Raw genomic sequence first — 18,445 nt, forward strand, 5'->3', positions numbered from 1 at the left:
GTCCGTTTCACACCTTGTCCCATCGGGTTCTCCATTTATTGGGGGGGAAAGGTGTAAACCATATTCAGGACGGGACACAGCCTCTCGCGAGGCGGTAAGGTGCTGGTGCGCCGAGGATAACAGGAAAACTGTGCTCAGAGCCTTGTGGTGAGCGCTCAGGCTGCCATAAAGCTGTCATGCTGAGGAGATAGATGACGCCGACGTGGCATGCCTCACCATCGCCCTGAGGGTGGTTTGCTGGGTACCCGTCGCTGAGCGTTAGAAAAGGGGGGCATGCCGGCTAATGACACAACGGCGATGAGCAAGCCCATGCCCAACCAGCTGCTCCATGGGAAGTGCCGGGGAGGTGTTGCTCATACAGGGGATGGTCTGGCGAGAGTGCTCACCTGTTTTTGTCGTTGTTGCCGTTGTCGACACCGATGTTTGTGTTTTCCGGAAAGCAAAAAACCGACCCTGAGGTCGGTTTTTTTAATTTGGCGGTGAGGGAGGGATTCGAACCCTCGATACGTTGCCGTATACACACTTTCCAGGCGTGCTCCTTCAGCCACTCGGACACCTCACCAAATTTTCGTTCGCTGCGCTGTTGCGCTGGAACGGGGCGTAATTTAGGGGAAAGGGCTGTGTGGGTCAACCTCTTTTCCCCTTATTTTTCATAATCTTTTCCGAATGCCTAACCCTTGTGCAGAATGCCGATTTTTTAAACCGGATCAGGGCTTGCCGAGGATGATCAGACTGTCCGGCAGTTCGTTTTGATCCCGGGTGGCCGGGAAGGCATCGGTCAGAATGGCGCTAACGCGCTCCACGCACTCCAGAAAACCCTGTTCGATCTCCTTGTTGCGCACGCGCGCCACGAAGTCGTCGATGATCTCCTGCCACTGGCCGTTGTCGATATGCTGGGCGATGCCGTCATCCACCAGTATTTCTACATAGTGCTCGGCGGCCGAGACGAAGATCAGCACCCCGAGCCGGTCGCGGGTGCGGTGCAGCCCTTGCTCGACAAATTGCAGGCGAGCCATCAGGGCCGCCCGGTGCTGGCGAACCTTCTTCGGGATGAGCCGCATCTTGATGGGGGTCCAGTGGAACAGCAGGCTCAGCAGCAGCCAGACCGACCACTGCACCAGCAGGATTTCGTACCAGCCGAGCCAGAAGCCGAGCTGGAACACCAGCAGCGGGGTGAGCATCGCCAGCAGCGCCGCCCAGAGGGTGGGAATGTAGCGATAGCCATCGCTGGCCGGGGCCAGCACGGTGACCAGTTCAGCATCAGTCTCTAGCTCCGCTTCGCGCACCTTGGCCTGAAGCGTGTGGAAGAACTGTTTAGAAATCATGATTTGTCTCTTTACTCCTGTTACCAGCCACCGGAGGCTCCGCCGCCGCCAAAACTGCCGCCGCCACCGCTGAATCCGCCGCCAGAGCGACCACCAAAGGAGCCGGCACCCAATCCACCGGCCATGTAGGCCGACCGACGTCGTCCTCCTGGCCCACCGCCACCACCGCCGCGCAGGTTGTGGAGCACGATCATCGCAATCACCACCAGAATAAACAGCAAGGGGCCGCCGCCGTTGTCACTTTTCGGCTGCTCGACCGGCTGATACTCTCCGGCGAGTGCCTTCATGATGCTCTGGCTGCCCGCCATGATCCCGGCCACCATATCGCCGCGTTTGAAGGCGGGCAGGATGCGGCCATGGATGATGTTGGCGGCGATGGCGTCGGGCAGGGCGCCTTCTAGCCCATATCCCACCTCGATCCGCACCTTGCGCTCATCCTGGGCGATCAGCAACAGCACGCCATTGTTTTTGCCTTTCTGGCCGATCCCCCAGTGGCGACCGAGCTGGTAGCCGTACTCCTCGATAGTCTCCCCATCGAGGCTGTCGACAGAGACCACCACCAGCTGGATACCGCTGCGCTTTTCAAAGGCGGCCAGCTGTTGGGTCAGTTGATGGGCCTGTTTGCGGGACATCAGACTGGCTTCATCCACCACCCGTCCGCTCAGCGTCGGGAAGTCCGGTGCCGCTTGCAGGGCACTGGCCCAGAGCAGCAGACAGGGAAGAAACCAGCGCAGCATCATCTTCATTGGAAGCTGACCTTGGGCGCCTCATCGGCACCGGGTTTGGCACTGAAACTGGGTTTGGCCTCCAGGTCCGAGTAGAGCAGCTTGGACCAGATGACGCCGGGGAAAGTGCGGATCTCGGTATTGAACTGGCGCACCGCCTCGATATAGTCGCGGCGAGCCACCGAGATGCGGTTCTCGGTTCCTTCCAATTGGGCCTGCAGGGCAAGGAACTGCTGATCCGCTTTCAGCTCGGGGTAGCGTTCTACCACCACCATCAGGCGGGAGAGGGCGCTGGAGAGCTGGTTCTGGGCCGCTTCAAACTCCTTGAGCTGGGCAGGGTCGCTCAACTGCACGCTGCCGACCCGGGCGCGGGCATCGGTGACCGCCTTTAGGGTCTCCTGCTCATGGCTGGCGTAGCCCTTGACGGTGGCGACCAGATTGGGAATGAGGTCGGCGCGGCGCTGATACTGGTTCTCCACCTGCCCCCAGCTTGCTTTAACCTGCTCATCCAGGGTCGGGATGTTGTTCATGCCGCAGCCGGTCAGGCCGAGCAGCAGGGTCAGGGTCAACAGGCTCTGCGTGGTTCTGCGCCAGAGTGATGTGGCCATCTTGTTGTTCTCCTTTGATATTTCGAGTCGATAGTGCGCCATGGATGGTGTACGACCAAGAGTGCACCACCATACCAGCTTGGGGTCAGTTGCCACAACGCGCAGGTAGCTCAGGTCGCTTGTTGATGCCGGAGACCTTGGGCAACTGGGGCTTGTCTTTGAGCCAGGAGGCCAGCTCTTCCCCACAGCCATTGCCGGGCGGAATGGGAGCCTGGGGCTCGCAATCTGGGCTGCCCACCGGGCAGCGCAGCCGCACGTGGAAGTGGCTGAAGTGGCCCACCCAGGGGCGTAGCTTGGCGACCCAGGGTTCGTTACCAGCCTGTTGGCAGACCGCGGATTTGATCACCGGATTGACGAAGATGCGGGCCACCTCGTGTTTGCTGGCCGCAAGCCGCAGCAGGGTGAGCTGCTGGGGGCCAAAGCGGCCCGGTAACATCTTGTAGCTGGGTTCGTCGATCAGCGCCCACTCCTTGGGGGCATCCTGCTCCCATTTGCTGATGGGGCGGTTGGCCATGCGAAACCAGATATCGGCATCAAGTCCGGTCTGATGGCTGCGATGGCCGGAGGTAAAGGGGCCGCCACGGGCCATCGCCAGATCGGCGATATAGAGATCCGGCAGCCCGGCCATGCGGGTCTGGTTGGCCAGCGCTTGCAGATAGTGGATGAGGTCGGGGTGGCCGTAGTAGCGTAGCCGCTTGGTGCGGATCACCTGATAACCCGGCCCTTCAAGGGGCAGGGATACGCCGTTTTTCAGGCACCCGGCGGCATAACCACCGATGGCTTCCGCTTGCAAGACAGTCGCCAGCAACAGGGACGTCAGCATGTGCGTGCTCCTTGTCTTGCTTCGAGTCGGCTCAGCAATACGAACAGACTCAAACATATAAATAAATAGGCCGCGGCCACCAGCAGCCAGACCTCGTAGACCAGTCCGCTGGAGTTGGCCATCTCGGTGCCGACGAAGGTGAGCTCCTGCACCGAGATAAGGGAAACGATGGCGGTATCCTTCACCAGCGCAATGAGCTGGCCGGTGAGGGGGGGGAGCATCAGCAGCATGGCCTGCGGCAGGATCACATGGCGCAGCCGCACCCAGGGAGAGAGCCCGAGGCTCTGCGCCGCCTCCCACTGGCCACGGGGGATGGCGGCCAGCCCGGCGCGGACGATCTCGGCGACGAAGGCTGCGCTGATCATGCCAACGCAGAGGATGCCTGAGATGAGGTTCTCCCAGCGGGCTGGTGGGCCAAACAGCGCCTCTTGCCACGGGGAGAGTGATACGGTGCCGAGCCAGCGGGAGAGGCCGCTTGCAGGCAGCAGCTGGTTGGCGATAAAGAAGTAGAAGATGAAGATAAAGACCAGCGGCGGCAGATTGCGGATCAGCTGGATAAACAGGGTCGCGGGCATCACCAGCCAGGGTCGGCGGCTGAAGGCGGCTACCCCCAGCGCAGTGCCGAGCAGCAGCGCCAGCACCATGCCGAGCAGGGCGATGCGCAAGGTAGTGAGCAGACCGCTGAAAAAGTAGGGCAACTCGCCGTGAGGGCCTGGGGTGAACAGCAGATCGAAGGCCTCATGCCAGCGCCACTGATAGGCCACCCCGATGTGCAAGCGGCTGGCCAGCCAGAGGCCAGCCAGCAGCAGGATCAGGGCGATCGCCCCATCCAGCCAGTTGATGTTCCGACATGGCTCCCGGACGATGCGCCGGATGGTCTGTTTGAGGGCCATCAGCATCAGGGATTGGCGACCTGCGCTTCCCATGCCAGCGACTTGAACCAGTAGTCATGGCGCGCCTTGAGCCAGCCATCGGCCTGACGGGCGGCGATCCACTCGTTGAACTGCTCAGCCAGGGCATCATCCCCCTTGCGCAGGGCAAAGCCTTCATCGCCTTGTGCCAACGGCTCGGCAAACGGCATAAAGAGGGCATCCGGGTGGCGCAGCGCCTCTTGCTCGGGTTTCGGGGAAGAGGAGAGGGCGCCGTGGGCGCGGCCGTTCAGCACCTCCTGAAATACCTGTGACTCGTCATCGAACTGGCGCAGGGTGGCCTTGGGGAAGTGTTCTTTTGCCACCTGTACCGGTGAGGCGCCACGACGTACCGCCAGGATCACCCCGCGCTGGTTGAAGTCCGCCACGGTTTTCTTCTCTTTGGCCAGGGTGCTGGAGGCGGCCAGCTGCACCCCCGAATGGGAGTAGGCCTGGGTGAAGCGCACGCTCTTCTCCCGCTCGGGGGTGATGGTGAGGCCGCCGATGATGACGTCATATTTTTTCGCCAACAGGGAGGGGATGATGCCATCCCAGGCGGTAGGCACGAACTCTACCTGCCAGCCGTTATCTGTGGCGAGGCGACGGGCCACGTCAATCTCGAAACCGATCAGGGCCCCCTGCTTGTCGCGCATCGCCCAGGGGGTGAAGGTGGACATGCCGACCCGCAGGGTACCGCTCTGCTCGATCTGTGCCTGGGTGTCGGAGGGGGCAGTTTCTGCCAGTGCCGGAGTGAGCAGGCTTGCCAGCAGCAGGGCTGCGCCCGACAGGGTGGTCTTGAATGACAGATTCATGGTTAGCGTCCTTGTTGATCCGGATTCAGGTGACGGGCCAGTGCCCGCGAACAGGCTGACAGCGTCAGGGTTAACAGCAAATAGAGGGCAGCTACGGTAAACCACACCTCAAAGGTCAGAAACGTATCGGCAACCAGAGTACGCCCTTCGTTGGTCAGATCGAAGATGGCGATCACACTCACCAGCGCCGAATGTTTGATAAGGGAGACCAGCTCGTTGGTGAGCGGCGGCAAGGTGATGCGCACCAGCTGGGGCAGGATCACCTTGCGCAGGGTGATGGTTCGCGACAAGCCAAGGGAGTGGGCTGCCTCCCACTGTCCTTTGGGAATGGCCTGTACCCCTGCACGCAACACCTCGGCGGTGAAGGCCCCCTGATAGAGGGAGAGGCTCAACACGGCGCAGGCAAGGGGGGTCAATCCCAGCATGGGGCCCAGCAAGAAATAGAGAATATAGAGCTGCACCAGCTGGGGCGTGGTGCGCACCAGCGCCAGATAGGCGATGGCGAGCCAGGGGCCGAGCATGGAGGGAAGCAGCCGCAGGCTAACTACGCACACACCGACCGCCATCGTGCCCAACAGACTGAGCAGCGCCACCTGCAAAGTGACCAGCAGGCCGTTTAGCAAGGGGCCGGCATAAAAGGTTCCCTCATCCAATTCGCCGAGAAAGGGCAACACCCGCTGCCACTGCCACTCATAGCCCATCTGGCGAGCGCCGCTATAGAGCGCCCAGCCGAGCAACACAGAGAGCATCACTGTGCCCGACAGCCAGCCAAGCAGGCGGGGGCGTTTGAGCCTAGCCATGATAGCTGAGCACCTGTTCGAGGAAGGCCTGGGTGCGCGGGTGCCGGGGGGCGCTGAACAGCTGGGCGGGCGGGGCCGACTCGATGATCTTTCCCTCGTCCATAAAGAGCACCCGATCCGCCACCTGACGGGCAAAGCCCATCTCGTGGGTGACGCAGATCAGGGTCATCCCCTCGTCGGCCAGCTCGCGGATCACATCAAGCACTTCGCGGATCATCTCGGGGTCGAGGGCGGAGGTGGGCTCGTCAAACAGCATCAGCTCGGGTTGCATGCAGAGGGAGCGGGCGATGGCGACCCGCTGCTGCTGGCCGCCGGAGAGCTGGTGGGGGTACTTGTCGGCCTGTGCCTGAATGCGCACCCGCTCGAGCAGCCCGAGCGCCCGGGCTTTGGCCTCCTGAGGGCGCAGCCCCAGGGTGTGCACCGGCGCCACCATCAGGTTTTCCAGCACCGTCATATGGGGGAAGAGGTTGAACTGCTGAAACACCATGCCGACCCGACCTTGCAGGCGGCGCAGGTAGGAAGGGGTCACCGGCTCGCCAAACAGGAACAGCTGGCCGTCGTCGATCCCCTCCAGCCCGTTGATGGTGCGGATCAGGGTCGATTTTCCCGAGCCTGACGGGCCACAGATAACCCACTTCTCTCCCCGTTCAATGGTGAGATCGATGTGATGAAGAGCCTGAAAGTCGCCATAGAATTTGTCGACGCCACAAAAGCGCACACAGGGTTGCGAGCTGGTCAAGAAGCGGGTTCCACTGAGAATCATTTACGCCATGGTATTGATTTTATAGGGGGATGACAAAGAAAACCCCCTTGTCAGCATCCTGATGGCTATTCACAATGGCGCCATTTCGTGATGACAGGAGCTTTTCATGCGTATTACATCCTTGCTTGCCGGTTCGCAGGTGCAGCTGTTGATGCCGCCAGCGGTTCGCTATCGCTGCGTCATTTTTCTGCTGTTGCTGGTGAGTTGGGGCGTGGTGGCGGCCTCCTTGTGGGATGGTTTGGGCGCCATGGCGCTGCTCAACTGGGTGGGCGTGGTCTTTGGTGGTATCACCGGGATCATGGTGTCGCTGCCCCGCAGCTGGCAGCCCTGGCGCCTGGCGGAGCTGGGGTGGGATGAACAGCATATCTATCTGCTCAATGGCAACAAGGACGAAGCGCTGGCGCTGCCCCGCAACCAGCTGGTGGCGCTCGAACGGGAGCGGCGAGTGGGTCACGACGGCCAGTGGCTCGACTTCAGCCTCGATCTGCAACTGAGTGAAGAGGAGCTGGCGGCGGCCATGGCCTTGCTGGATCTCAAGGCGGGGGAGCTGCATCTGGTGAGCCCGTCTGTCTATCGCTTCGGCTTTAAACGGGCCTGGCACGGTCGCCGGATGCTGGCGCAACGGTTGTCAGATCTGCAATCGGCCTGAGTCGACTATTTTCTCGACAATTCCCGGCAAAGCTCAGATACTGCCAGTGACTCGAATTGATCTTGTCTGCACTGTTACCCCAAGAGATCAATCACTTGACGACAGTGTGGAGAAGGCCACGGCATGAAGCCATGGCAGGTCCGGCATAGGGGTTGTGCCCTTACCGTTATGCTGGGAATTGCATAGAGAAGGCACCTTGAATCGAGAGTGGATGGCATGAAGATTTACGTAGGAAATCTGTCGTACCGGATGACGGCCGACGAACTGAAAACCCTGTTCAGCCAGTTTGGACAGGTCGACAAGGTTGATATCATCATCGACCGCGATACCGGCCAGTCAAAGGGGTTTGGTTTTATTGAAATGCCGGTCAATGGTGATGCCGAAAAGGCCATCGCTGGTCTGCATGGCACAGAAGTCGGTGGCCGTACCATCACCGTCAACCAGGCCAAACCGAAGACAGATGCTCCCCGTGGTCGCCCGCAACAGCGCCACCGCTAAGGTACCTCGGCAATAAAAAAACGGCATGGGTTTCCCCCATGCCGTTTTTGTTTCTGAATGTTTTGCTGTGATCAGGGGACGTCGTAACCGAGTGCCGCCTTGCGGATGCGGAACCACTGCTGGCGGTTAAGCTCGATGGATTCGGCGGCCACGGCGGCGGCAATCCGCTCCCGCTTGCCGGAGCCAATCAATGGCAGCGGCTGGCTTGGCAGCATCATTACCCAAGCGTAGACCACCTGCTCGATAGTCTGGGCGCCCACTTCCTGACGGATCTGCTCCAGTTCGGCACGCAGCGGGGCATAGGCCTCATCGCTGAACAGTCGGCCGCCGCCGAGACATGACCAGGCCATCGGCTTGATGCCAAGCTGCTGGCACTGATCCAGGGTACCATCGAGGGTCCCTTCCTGATGAAGCGGCGAGATCTCCAGCTGGTTGGTGACTAGCGGGAAGGGGAGGCGCGATTGCAGTAGCTCGAACTGACGGGCGGTGAAGTTGGATACCCCGGCGTGCTTGATCTTACCCGCCTGTTTCAGGGTGATAAAGGCGTCGGCCACATCATCGGCGTTCATCAGGGGATCCGGGCGGTGGATCAGCAGCAGGTCCAGATGGTCGGTGCCGAGCTTGCGCAGCGAGGCCTCGGCGCTGGCGATGATATGGTCCTTGCCGGTGTTGTAGTGGTTGAGAGCATGCTCCGGCTTGGCGGTGAGGGCGATACCGCACTTGGTGACGATCTCCATCCGGCTGCGCAGGGAAGGCTCGAGGCGTAGGGCGTGACCAAAGGCCTCTTCGCACTGGTAGCCACCATAGATATCGGCGTGATCGATGGTGGTGACCCCCAGATCCAGATGATATTTCATCAGATCGAGCAGAGCGGCCGGAGAGAGCTGCCACTCCATCAGGCGCCAGTAACCCATGATGAGGCGAGAGAAGGTGGGGCCTTGCGGATGCAGGGCGACACGGGATACAGACATGGTTGACTCCTTTAAAAACGCGATGCGAAAACGATGTGCAACATGGATGACTGCGGGCATCTTGGCCCCATGTGGCTGGCAAAGCAATAATGGACAGTGGCATGATTCGAACTTTGGTTCTGACCGAAGAGAGTTGGGGAGATAATTGGATGGAAGGATTTGCCGAGCGCTTGCAGAGCCTGATCGGGGAGATGAGCGTGAGCGCCTTTGCCCGCAAGGTGGGGCTCAGTGAAGCGCTGATCCGCAAATATTTGAAGGGGGCCGAGCCTGGCCTGGCGCGGGCCAACCAGATCGCCATGGGGGCCAACTGCTCGCTGGAGTGGCTGGCGACCGGATGCGGTTATCTCTACCGTCAGGCGGAAGTGGTGGACAGGGAGGCGCTGGCTGCGGCGCAGCAACTGCTGGGCGAGCAGCAACCCGGGGTGGGGCTGCCCGATGAGGAGGCGCTGGTCACCCTGCTCGCCTACTACCAGTTTTTGCGCACCCACAAGAAAGCGGACGGTTTTCTCGACTTGGCGCTGGCGCGGGAGTTTGGCCGCCATCTGGGGGAAGCGTGATGAGGAGCATATTACCCTTTGGTCGTGTCACGGCCGGTTGATTATTCTGATACGCTCTAAGCAAGATAAGTCTCCATGGAATGGGCGATGAGCTACTTGATCCTCGGAAGTGGTGCGCTGGGCTCGGCGCTGGCAAGAGAGCTGATGGCAAGGGGGGAGTCATTCCTGCTGGCCGGGCGCAACTATCCCAAAGGGATCGAGATGGAGGACTTCTTCCCGCTGCCAGATGTCGATGCCATCTCGTTCGATGCCTTGTTTACCCTCTACGATTGCGATCCGCTTCCCACCGTTGTGATCAATACCATCGGCGTGTTGCACGATGTCAGCTTTATGCCGGAGCGGCGGGTCGAAGAGGTGCACCCCAAGTGGCTGTGCGACAGCCTGCTGGCCAATGCCTGGCCAACACTGGCGCTGGCTGCCCGTTTCAGCCGGTTGATGGGCAATGACCATCCGCTGTGGCTCTGCGCCATCTCCGATCTGGCGGGCTCCATCACCGCCAATCTGGAGGGGGGACGTTACAGCTACCGGATGAGCAAGGCGGCCCTCGACATGGGGGTGAAAACCCTGGCCCTTGAGTGGACGCAGCGTTTCCCGCAAGCAGGGGTGGTGGCCGTTGCGCCCGGCTTGATGGACTCCCCGATGAATACCCCCTTTCTGAGCGAGTTGCCCGCGGAGCAATTGCTGGATCCTGCCGAGGTGGCGGTGAAACTGCTCAATCTCATCAAGGGGTTATCATTGGCCCAATCGGGCCAGCTACTGGATCTGAACGGTCAGCCGCTGCCCTGGTAAATCCCGCCTGCGGGTTCTACGGACGTCTATTGGCTTCACATTCTGCCCATGCGCCCCTTGCCAAGCGAGGGGCGCATGGCTAACGTCACTCTCCTGTTTCAGGAGGGATCTCATGCGCTATATCGATTTACGAAGTGACACCGTCACCCAGCCTACTGACGCCATGCGTCAAGCCATGCTCCACGCCGAAGTCGGTGACGATGTCTATGGTGAAGATCCGGGCGTCAACGCGCTGGAGGCCTTTGGGGCCAGATTGCTGGGCAAACAGGCGGCGCTATTTGTGCCATCGGGCACCATGTCCAACCTGCTGGCGGTGATGAGCCACTGTCAGCGCGGTGAGGGGGCCATCCTCGGCAACGCCGCTCACATCTATCGCTATGAAGCGCAGGGGAGTGCCGTGCTGGGCTCCGTAGCCCTGCAACCCTTGCCGATGCAGCGCGATGGCACACTGGCATTCGATGATATCAGGGCTGCGCTGGCCCCTGATGATGCCCACTTCGTCCAGACTCGCCTGATCTGCCTTGAGAACACCCACAACGGCAAGGTGCTGCCGCTCCCCTATCTGCAAGAGATGGGGGCATTTGTTGCTGAACGTGGCTTGAAGCTCCATCTCGATGGCGCACGGCTTTTTAACGCCGCCGTGGCCAGCGAGACCCCGGTCGAGGTGATCGCCGCGCCATTTGACAGCATCTCGATTTGTCTCTCCAAGGGGTTGGGCGCACCGGTGGGCTCGCTGCTGGTGGGCAGTCACGACTTCATCGCCCGTGCGCGCCGACTGCGCAAGATGCTGGGGGGCGGCATGCGTCAGGCGGGGATTCTGGCGCAAGCCGGTCTGTTTGCCCTCGAGCAGCACGTGACCCGCCTGGCCGATGATCACCGCCGTGCCAAACGGCTGGCCGAAGGGTTGGCTGCACTGCCGGGCATCGAGCTCGACCTCTCGCTGGTGCAGAGCAATATGGTGTTCCTGCGGCTGCGTGAGGGGGAATCAGCCCCTCTGCTCGCTTTTATGAAGGAGAGGGGGATCCTCTTTTCCGGTTACGGCGAGCTGCGGTTGGTGACCCATCTGCAAATCAACGATGACGATATTGAAGAGGTGATCGACGCCTTCACCGAGTATCTCGGGGCGCGTTGAGACGGCTGGTGAGGTAGAGGTTATACCGAGACCTGTTCATACCGAAATAAAAGAGGGCGCCGCGGCGCCCTCTGTTATTTGCTGCAAGCTCAAGCCTGCCGCTGGCCGCTCATCAGCATGGCCTCATCGGTAGCGTCGTAGATCATCACCGCGATGTGGGTCACCTGACCGCCGAAATCGGCCAGTGGCACCAGCGTCAGGTTCTGGAACATATGGGGGGCCGAGCCGGTAATGGGGCGATAGTTGGAGAAACGTAGCAGATAGGGCTTCTGCTCCCAGGTGCTGAAGGCGCGGTTGTTGAGCTTGAAGACCATGTTGGCCTTGCGCTCGAACCAGGCTCTGTCCACATCGGGGAAGAGCTCGAACAGTACGCCATCGCGCACGTCACTGGCCAGTCGGCCGCTGTGGCTCTCCATAAAGCCGTTCCACACCTGTACCTTGTACTCCTTGTCGAGCACTACCAGGCCTACGTCCAGGTTCTGGACTATGTTCATCAGCCAATGAAATTCACGGATTTCCATAGTCACTCCTAGAGCATGTGCATGATTTTGTTGTTCATGGTGGCGATGGAATCTTCGGTAAACAGCAGCAGCAGATCACACTGCACCGCGTAATCCTGGATCCGGTAGTTGATCTCGATGGCGAGCGTGCGGCGCCAGCGACTCTTGTTGGTGTTGATCAGCTCGTTGATGGGTCTGTGCTGGCCGAGCACCACCGGGTGCCCCTGACTGAAGGGGGTGTCGAGCTGGTTGGCGTAGCCGCGTAGGAAGGCGCCGATCAGCACGTTGGCGGTATCCATCAACAGCTCCAGTTCGGCGGTGCGATCCAGCGTCCCCTGATGGTTCATCAGCTTGGCCAAATCTTTGAAGCTGGAGTCATGGAACAGGATCAGCGCTTCACCGGCGATCCCAGCTCCGATAAACCCCTGACAGACGGCGGAGAGGGTATCTGAATCCGCAGCGGCCGAGAGGGCCATATGCAGCTCGGAGACCTCCAGCACGTTGACGTTGGGGATAGGCAGCACCACGAAGGCGTTGAGCAGACGAGCCAGCAAGTCGGCGGCCTGACCCATGGAGACGTTGGCCAGCTCCTGATAGACATCGCGGATTTCGGGGGTGATCTTGACGCCTGCATCGGCTACCACGCCGCTTGGCAAGGGCTCGGCTGCACTCGGCTGATTACCCGATGAAGCACTCCAGAAGCCATGTTGTTTGAGCAGGGCTAGCAGGGTATCTGGGGCGGCGGGCTTCTTGATGAAATCGAGCGCCCCCAGCCCCATGACCCGCTGATAGGCCTCAGGCTGGATATCTCCGGAGACCACGAAAACCTTGCTGCGTAGTCCTTCCCGTTTCAGGGTCTCCAGCACACCGTAACCGTCCATTTCCGGCATGGTCAGATCGAGAAAGATGAGATCCCCATGGCCCATCAGCACCTGTTCGATCCCTTCAAGGCCATTCGCCGCATAGTGCAAATCGACTTTCCAGTCAGCCGGTAGCGCTCGTGCCAGCTGTTTGCGGGCGAACCCGGAGTCATCACATATCAATACATTCATGGCGTTAGGCAGGCTCTGTTGGCAAGGATTGCTATAAGTGTGGCCCGCTAACAGTCAGATGCAATGTGGGAGGTTGTCACCCTGTGAAAATTGGTTATCCCATTGCCGGTTACGATAGCGTGCGGAGTATTTCTCAACAAATTCAGCGAACATCTTAACACGCAACGGGGCGAACTGGTGCTGGCAACACAACATGTAGAAGGGGCGATTGCCGGTCTGCCAGTCGGTCAGTACCGGTACCAGCTGCTCGTCATGGAGGAAGCTGCTCAGATAGTGCAGCGGGGCGTTGACGATCCCCAGATGACGCCGGGCTGCGCGCACGGCGGCCTGAGTCTGGTTGACGGTCAGTTTGGCGCTGCGTTTGATGCAGACGCTCTGGCCATCCTTGTCGGTCAGTTGCCAGTGCTGGTGTGGCCAGCAGTAGATGAGATCATGTTCTTCCAGCTGGCTGGGGTGGGAGGGGGTTCCCTTCTTGGTCAGATAGAGTGGCGAGGCAAACAGGCCGTACTCGATATGACCGAGACAGATCGCATTGGGCAGCGACTGGGGCAGCTCACCGTTGAAGAACACCAGATCCCGATCATTGTCGAACAGGTGCTGGTGATCATTGGTCTGGGTGATATCGAACTGTACCTCGGGATAGTGCAGCCCGAATTCGGCCAGCATATCGATGAGGATGGTGTTGGAGAGCGCGATCGGCGCGGCTATCCGGATAAGCCCGGTGATGTCTGCTTCTTTACCCCGGATCTCGCTGGTGGCCTGCTCGATTTGTGCAAGCGGTGTGCAGAGACGCTCGTAGTATCTGAGCCCTTCATCGGTAAGACGGAGTTTACGGGTAGAGCGATGTAGCAGGGAGCAACCCAGTTGCTCTTCCAGCTGGGAAATGCGTCGACTGATGGTGCCTGTTGGCATGCCCAGTGCGGCTGCAGCATGGGAGAATCCTCCCTCTTGCACCACCTTGACGAACAGGTAGAACTCTTCGATGTGCTTCATAAACGCTGTTCTGGGTGTAACAAGGGGGCAACCATAAAAAGAGCCTTATCGCTTGGCAAGGGTAATTCAGCGTTTAATTGATCTGGATTCGATTTCTACTGATACCAGTTTAAATTTTCAATTGTTCTCGAATGAGGATTATTTTCTGCGCCACAGTCATTGTTGCGAGATGTCACCCGTTAGCTCAAGAGAGAGAGGCGACATGGTATGACTACAATACGACCCATCCTCAGGAAAAAAGAGGATCGCGCTGGTCAAGAGCAGTTCTTTTTTTCGGCGATGTGAATGTGATGACAGTCGCATATTCATCATGCCGGTCTGGTGAAGGTAGATATTCGGTTTTGAGGTATTTAAGTTCCTTGTTAAGTCGCTATTTGGGGCCGGTTTTGCTCTTTTTTGTCTGTTTATTCAACGCGCTGGTTAATAAATGAAAGTTTTACGAGGGAAATGCCGGCACTTTTTTTAGTTGACTTTTTTGTCAGTAAATAAGTGTTTGTTGTGAATCGTAAAAATGTTTTTTGAAGTATCCAGAGTGCAATTCTTAGTGCTTGTTTTTGCTGGGAAAAAAAGTTAAAAACGAACGAGGGATTTGTTCTGATTGACAGGAGTATTGGCTGAGTCCTTTTTTCTGTGGCTGGATTGGCTCTCCTGTTGTTGATTTCTGAAATCAGTTATCTGCTTTTGGCCATCGCGAGAAATAGTGGCCGAGAGGTGTTGTCACCTTGCATTCTGCATACGGCGGTTTGCCCATTTGTTTTCCGGTTCACCAGTGACCATCCAGCATGAATGATTTTGACCAGATGAATACGCTTGACGAACGGTTACTGAAGACAATGGATGTTCTGCATACCCCTATCTGGGTATATGACATCGAACATCACCATATTTTCTGGGCAAACCGCGCAGCACTTCCTCTCTGGGAGGCCACCTCCCTTGACGAGCTCTGTTCCAGGGATTTTTCGGCTGATATGGCCACAGCCATAGCGCTGTTGTTGCAACGCTACCTCGGTGATTTTCAGCAGGGGCGAAGTTACAACGAGTGGTGGACTATCTCCCCAAAGGGGGTCAAGAAGCAGATCTATCTACGCCTCTCCGGCATTCAGCTGGCTGGCCGGCTGATGATGATGACCGAGGCGGTGCTCGACTCCGATACCCTCTATCAGGAGTCCTCGCTGGCAACCGGTGATACCCTGGCCTGCCTGTTCGATAGCAATGGCGCGTTCGAAAGCGGCAACTATCACTTCGAGATGTGTTTCGGTCATCGGATCGCCACGCTCTCCCAAGTTTTTTCCGGTAGTGACGACAGTTTTTACCAGAAGCTCTCCCGACTCGATGAAGTAGTGACCGAAGGGGAGTGCCGAACCCTCAAGGGGATGCGCTGGTTCCAGTATCAGTTCCGCTATATCCAGCAAGGAGCGCGGATCCTGCTCACCATGCGCGATATTACCGATCGCAAACTCGAGGAGCTGGAGCATCGCCACCTCGCCTGGCATGACTCCCTGACCGGCCTGCTCAACCGTTATGGCTTGATGAAATCTCTCGAGGCCTATTGCGGGTTGGGGGAGCGTTTCGCGCTGGTATTCATGGATCTGGACAACTTCAAGCTGGTCAACGACAACTACGGCCATAAGGCGGGAGACCGCCTGCTGGAGCGGGTTGCCGGTCGCCTCAAACAGATTTGCCCCCGCGATGTTGAGCTGGCCCGTCTTGGCGGGGACGAGTTTACCGCGTTGGTTCCCTTGGGAAACCAGAGCGAACGAGCCCAGGATGTGGCCGATCAGATGCTCTCCCAGATGACCAAGCCGCTGCAACTGAGCGGTCTGCCGGAGGTAACCATCGGCGGCAGTATCGGCATTGCCATCTATCCCGATGATGCGGACGATGGTGATAACCTCATCACCCGCGCCGATATGGCCATGTATCAGGCCAAGCAGATGGGGCGGCTGCGCTGGCAGCGTTTTACCCCCAGCATGCAACAGACCCTGCAGCGCAAGCTCAATCTCAAGCAGTTTCTGGCCAAGGCTATCGGTCGTCAGGAGCTGAGCCTCTGTTACCAGCCACAGGTCGATGTCGCCAAACGGCGTCTGATCGGTTACGAGGCGCTGCTGCGCTGGTATAACCCGGTGCTTGGCCATGTCTCGCCAGTGGAGTTTATCCCCCTTGCCGAAGAGATGGGGCTGATCCGCGAGATCGGCAGCTGGGTGCTCTCTACCGCGCTTGCCCAAATGGCCAGTTGGAAGAAGCGCCTCCATCACCGGGTGCCAGTCTCCGTCAACCTCTCTGGTTTCCAGCTCTCGTCGGCACTGCCCGGGCAAGTGCGCCAGCAGCTGGAGCTGCACGGGGTGGATGCCTCCCTGTTGACGCTGGAACTGACCGAAACTGTGCTTATGCTGGATATGAAGGGGTGCCTCGATATTCTCGATGACTTGAGTGAACTGGGGATCAAGATTGCCATCGACGATTTTGGTACCGGCTACTCATCCCTTGCCTATCTCAATCGCCTGCCCATCGATACGATCAAGCTGGATCGCTCTTTCGTGGTCGGCCTCAACCTGCCGGTGATCCGGGCGACTGCGGCCATGGCCACCAATCTGGGGTTGGGGATCATGGCGGAAGGGGTGGAGGAGCCTCACGAACTGGCCGCACTGCAGACCCAGGGGTGCCATGTGTTCCAGGGATATCTGTTCAGCAAGCCGCTGACGGTGGCACAAGTCGAGGCAAGCGGTTTCGTGGTGGAGTGTCAGGTTGGGCGTTATCCACTGTTAGATGCCGTGATGGCAGAGTAACAAGTGTGCGTTAGGCCACAACTTGGAATTTTATTCCGCAATATTTAATCAAAATTAATCATTCTTTTGCGATCGGTCATGAGACGGATTGGCTGGAATTGCTAGCATGCGACCTCGTTTCTAGGGAAAGGAGTATCGCAATAATGAGTCGTGCTGCTGTCAATGACCGTCCGGCCAGCCCTCCCAAAGGTTGGCTGAACCGTTTCCTCAATGGCGTCGAGAAAGCCGGGAACAAATTACCCGACCCCGCCATGCTGTTCCTCTACGCCTTGCTGATCGTCTGGGTCGGCTCCTGGGTGTTGTCACAATTCCAGTTTGATCTGGTCAACCCCCGTACCGGGGAGGCGGTAGTGGTCAACAACCTGCTGACCGGTGCCGGTCTGGCCGAGTTTCTCTCCACCATGGTGACCACTTTCACCGGCTTTGCCCCGCTGGGGATCGTGCTGGTGGCCATGCTGGGGGTCGGGGTGGCCGAGCAGTCCGGTTTTATCAATACCGGTCTGAAAAAGTTGCTCAAAGTGACGCCTGCCCGTTTTCTCACTCCCATGCTGATCCTGGTAGCGATCGTCAGCCACACCGCTGCAGATGCGGGCTATGTGCTGGTGATCCCCATCGGTGGCATCATCTTCCACGCTGCCGGACGCCATCCGCTGGCGGGGATCGCCGCCGCCTTTGCCGGTGTCTCCGGCGGTTTTGCCGCCAACTTCCTGCCCTCCGGCGGGGATGCGTTGCTGCAGGGCTTTACCCAGTCCGCCGCTCAGTTGCTCGATCCTGACTACATGGTCAACACCCTTTGCAACATCATCTTTACCGGAGCCTCTTCGCTGCTGATCATCTGCGTCGGCTGGTTCATTACCGAAAAGGTGGTGGAGCCGCGCCTCAAGCATGTGGCGCTTAACGAGGATCTGGAGAGTGCCGACGAGATGGGGCGCTACAGCGCGCAAGAGAGCCGAGCCTTCAACTGGGCCGGGTTTGCCATGCTGGCGGCTATCGTGCTGCTGGCGCTGGCGCTCTCCCCGAACGATTCCCCGCTGCGTGCTGCCGATGGCTCCCTGACCACCTTCGCTGCCCCCGTGATGAAGTCCATAGTGCCGCTCATCTTCCTGCTCTTTATCCTGCCCGGGATTGTCTACGGCTTTGTCGCAGGCAGCTTCAAGAGCGGCAAGGATGTGATCGATGCCATGTCGGCCACCATGAACAAGATGGGCTCCTACATGGTGATGGCTTTCTTCTGCGCGCTCTTCATCAAGGCGTTTGGTGACTCCAATCTGGGCACCCTGCTGGCCCTTTCCGGTGCCGAAGTGCTCCATGCGCTGGCGCTGCCCGGTGAGGTGACTATCGTCGGGATGATCCTGCTCACAGCCAGCGTCAATCTGGTAGTCGGCTCGGCCTCCGCCAAGTGGGCGCTGATCAGCCCGATCCTGGTACCCATGTTGATGGCGGTGGGGATCTCCCCCGAGCTGACCCAGGCGGCCTATCGGGTCGGGGATTCTGCTTCCAATATCATCACCCCGCTGATGGTCTTCTTCCCGCTGGTGGTGGTCTATTGCCAGCAGTATGTGAAGAGCACCGGGATTGGCACTCTGGTCTCCATGATGCTGCCCTACTCGCTGGCCTTCCTGGTGAGCTGGACGATTTTCCTGCTGCTCTACTGGGCGCTCGGCTTCCCGCTCGGGTTGCAAGCCCCTTACGTCTATCCGGCCCCTTAAGCTGGGTGTGCGAGGGAGCCTTGGGCTCCCTCGTTTTTTTCGCTA

Annotated in this window: 19 protein-coding genes and 1 tRNA gene; 7 read left to right on the forward strand and 13 right to left on the reverse strand. The window is 59.1% G+C overall.

The features are described from left to right. Positions 1–474 precede the first annotated feature (474 nt). From G5182_RS09495 to G5182_RS09535, 9 genes are all read right to left on the reverse strand, one after another. Positions 475–562, reverse strand: a tRNA-Ser gene (locus G5182_RS09495). Between the two features lie 145 nt (positions 563–707). Further along, a complete protein-coding gene (locus G5182_RS09500; RefSeq protein ID WP_227342551.1) occupies positions 708–1,325 on the reverse strand; it encodes a TPM domain-containing protein in 618 nt (205 codons plus the stop codon). Between the two features lie 20 nt (positions 1,326–1,345). Next, complete coding sequence (locus tag G5182_RS09505) at positions 1,346–2,071, reverse strand: TPM domain-containing protein (protein ID WP_227342552.1); 726 nt, start codon at positions 2,069–2,071, stop codon at positions 1,346–1,348. After that, positions 2,068–2,658, reverse strand: a complete 591-nt coding sequence (locus G5182_RS09510; protein WP_227342554.1) for a LemA family protein — start codon at positions 2,656–2,658, stop codon at positions 2,068–2,070. The genes G5182_RS09505 and G5182_RS09510 overlap by 4 nt, the downstream gene beginning before the upstream one ends. A gap of 85 nt (positions 2,659–2,743) precedes the next feature. After that, entirely contained in the window at positions 2,744–3,481 is a 738-nt protein-coding gene (gene mepA / locus G5182_RS09515; protein WP_227342556.1) for a penicillin-insensitive murein endopeptidase, read from the reverse strand. Further along, complete coding sequence (locus G5182_RS09520; protein ID WP_321537293.1) at positions 3,475–4,380, reverse strand: amino acid ABC transporter permease; 906 nt, start codon at positions 4,378–4,380, stop codon at positions 3,475–3,477. The genes mepA and G5182_RS09520 overlap by 7 nt, the downstream gene beginning before the upstream one ends. Further along, on the reverse strand, positions 4,380–5,201 hold the full coding sequence (locus G5182_RS09525; protein ID WP_227342560.1) for a transporter substrate-binding domain-containing protein: 822 nt from the start codon (positions 5,199–5,201) through the stop codon (positions 4,380–4,382). Before G5182_RS09525 ends, G5182_RS09520 begins: the two co-directional genes overlap by 1 nt. Before the next feature lie 2 nt (positions 5,202–5,203). Then, the gene (locus tag G5182_RS09530) at positions 5,204–6,001 is read right to left on the reverse strand and encodes an amino acid ABC transporter permease (protein WP_227342561.1); all 798 of its coding nucleotides are present in this window, start codon (positions 5,999–6,001) and stop codon (positions 5,204–5,206) included. Beyond that, positions 5,994–6,764, reverse strand: a complete 771-nt coding sequence (locus tag G5182_RS09535; protein ID WP_421254348.1) for an amino acid ABC transporter ATP-binding protein — start codon at positions 6,762–6,764, stop codon at positions 5,994–5,996. Before G5182_RS09535 ends, G5182_RS09530 begins: the two co-directional genes overlap by 8 nt. Positions 6,765–6,870: 106 nt before the next feature. Between G5182_RS09535 and G5182_RS09540 the strand changes: the two genes are divergently transcribed. Together G5182_RS09540 and G5182_RS09545 are read left to right on the forward strand one after the other, a co-directional pair. Next, positions 6,871–7,413 carry a hypothetical protein gene (locus G5182_RS09540; RefSeq protein WP_042057259.1) on the forward strand — a complete coding sequence of 181 codons (543 nt, stop codon included), beginning with the start codon at positions 6,871–6,873 and terminating at the stop codon, positions 7,411–7,413. A 216-nt stretch (positions 7,414–7,629) separates the two neighbouring features. Beyond that, positions 7,630–7,911 (forward strand): RNA recognition motif domain-containing protein, encoded by a 282-nt coding sequence (locus G5182_RS09545; RefSeq protein ID WP_005337180.1) that lies wholly within the window; start codon positions 7,630–7,632, stop codon positions 7,909–7,911. Positions 7,912–7,982: 71 nt separating this feature from the next. Here G5182_RS09545 and G5182_RS09550 read toward each other — a convergent pair whose 3' ends face one another. Further along, positions 7,983–8,882: an aldo/keto reductase gene (locus G5182_RS09550; protein WP_227342566.1), complete on the reverse strand. Its 900-nt coding sequence runs from the start codon at positions 8,880–8,882 to the stop codon at positions 7,983–7,985. A gap of 149 nt (positions 8,883–9,031) precedes the next feature. Here G5182_RS09550 and G5182_RS09555 point away from each other — a divergent pair, with 149 nt between their 5' ends. The 3 genes from G5182_RS09555 to ltaE all read left to right on the forward strand — a co-directional run bounded on the left by G5182_RS09555 (position 9,032) and on the right by ltaE (position 11,360). Continuing rightward, a complete protein-coding gene (locus G5182_RS09555) occupies positions 9,032–9,439 on the forward strand; it encodes a helix-turn-helix domain-containing protein (protein ID WP_033137628.1) in 408 nt (135 codons plus the stop codon). 87 nt (positions 9,440–9,526) lie between these two features. Further along, positions 9,527–10,228, forward strand: coding sequence for a short-chain dehydrogenase (locus tag G5182_RS09560; protein ID WP_227342568.1), 702 nt, complete (start codon positions 9,527–9,529; stop codon positions 10,226–10,228). Positions 10,229–10,340: 112 nt separating this feature from the next. Beyond that, on the forward strand, positions 10,341–11,360 hold the full coding sequence (gene ltaE / locus G5182_RS09565) for a low-specificity L-threonine aldolase (RefSeq protein ID WP_227342570.1): 1,020 nt from the start codon (positions 10,341–10,343) through the stop codon (positions 11,358–11,360). 89 nt (positions 11,361–11,449) lie between these two features. Here ltaE and G5182_RS09570 read toward each other — a convergent pair whose 3' ends face one another. Genes G5182_RS09570 through G5182_RS09580 form a run of 3 tightly spaced genes read right to left on the reverse strand, consistent with a single transcriptional unit; the run spans position 11,450 to position 13,905 of the window. Further along, entirely contained in the window at positions 11,450–11,881 is a 432-nt protein-coding gene (locus tag G5182_RS09570; protein ID WP_005337175.1) for a PAS domain-containing protein, read from the reverse strand. 8 nt (positions 11,882–11,889) lie between these two features. Further along, positions 11,890–12,912: a response regulator gene (locus G5182_RS09575; protein WP_103251765.1), complete on the reverse strand. Its 1,023-nt coding sequence runs from the start codon at positions 12,910–12,912 to the stop codon at positions 11,890–11,892. 54 nt (positions 12,913–12,966) lie between these two features. After that, positions 12,967–13,905 (reverse strand): LysR family transcriptional regulator, encoded by a 939-nt coding sequence (locus tag G5182_RS09580; RefSeq protein ID WP_216953384.1) that lies wholly within the window; start codon positions 13,903–13,905, stop codon positions 12,967–12,969. 833 nt (positions 13,906–14,738) lie between these two features. Here G5182_RS09580 and G5182_RS09585 point away from each other — a divergent pair. After that, a complete protein-coding gene (locus G5182_RS09585) occupies positions 14,739–16,691 on the forward strand; it encodes a putative bifunctional diguanylate cyclase/phosphodiesterase (protein ID WP_421172599.1) in 1,953 nt (650 codons plus the stop codon). A gap of 143 nt (positions 16,692–16,834) precedes the next feature. Further along, positions 16,835–18,400, forward strand: a complete 1,566-nt coding sequence (locus G5182_RS09590; protein ID WP_227342572.1) for an AbgT family transporter — start codon at positions 16,835–16,837, stop codon at positions 18,398–18,400. Positions 18,401–18,445: the final 45 nt, after the last annotated feature.

It is taken from the genome of Aeromonas sp. 600948 (assembly GCF_049174875.1).
Classification (GTDB): domain Bacteria; phylum Pseudomonadota; class Gammaproteobacteria; order Enterobacterales; family Aeromonadaceae; genus Aeromonas; species Aeromonas veronii_A.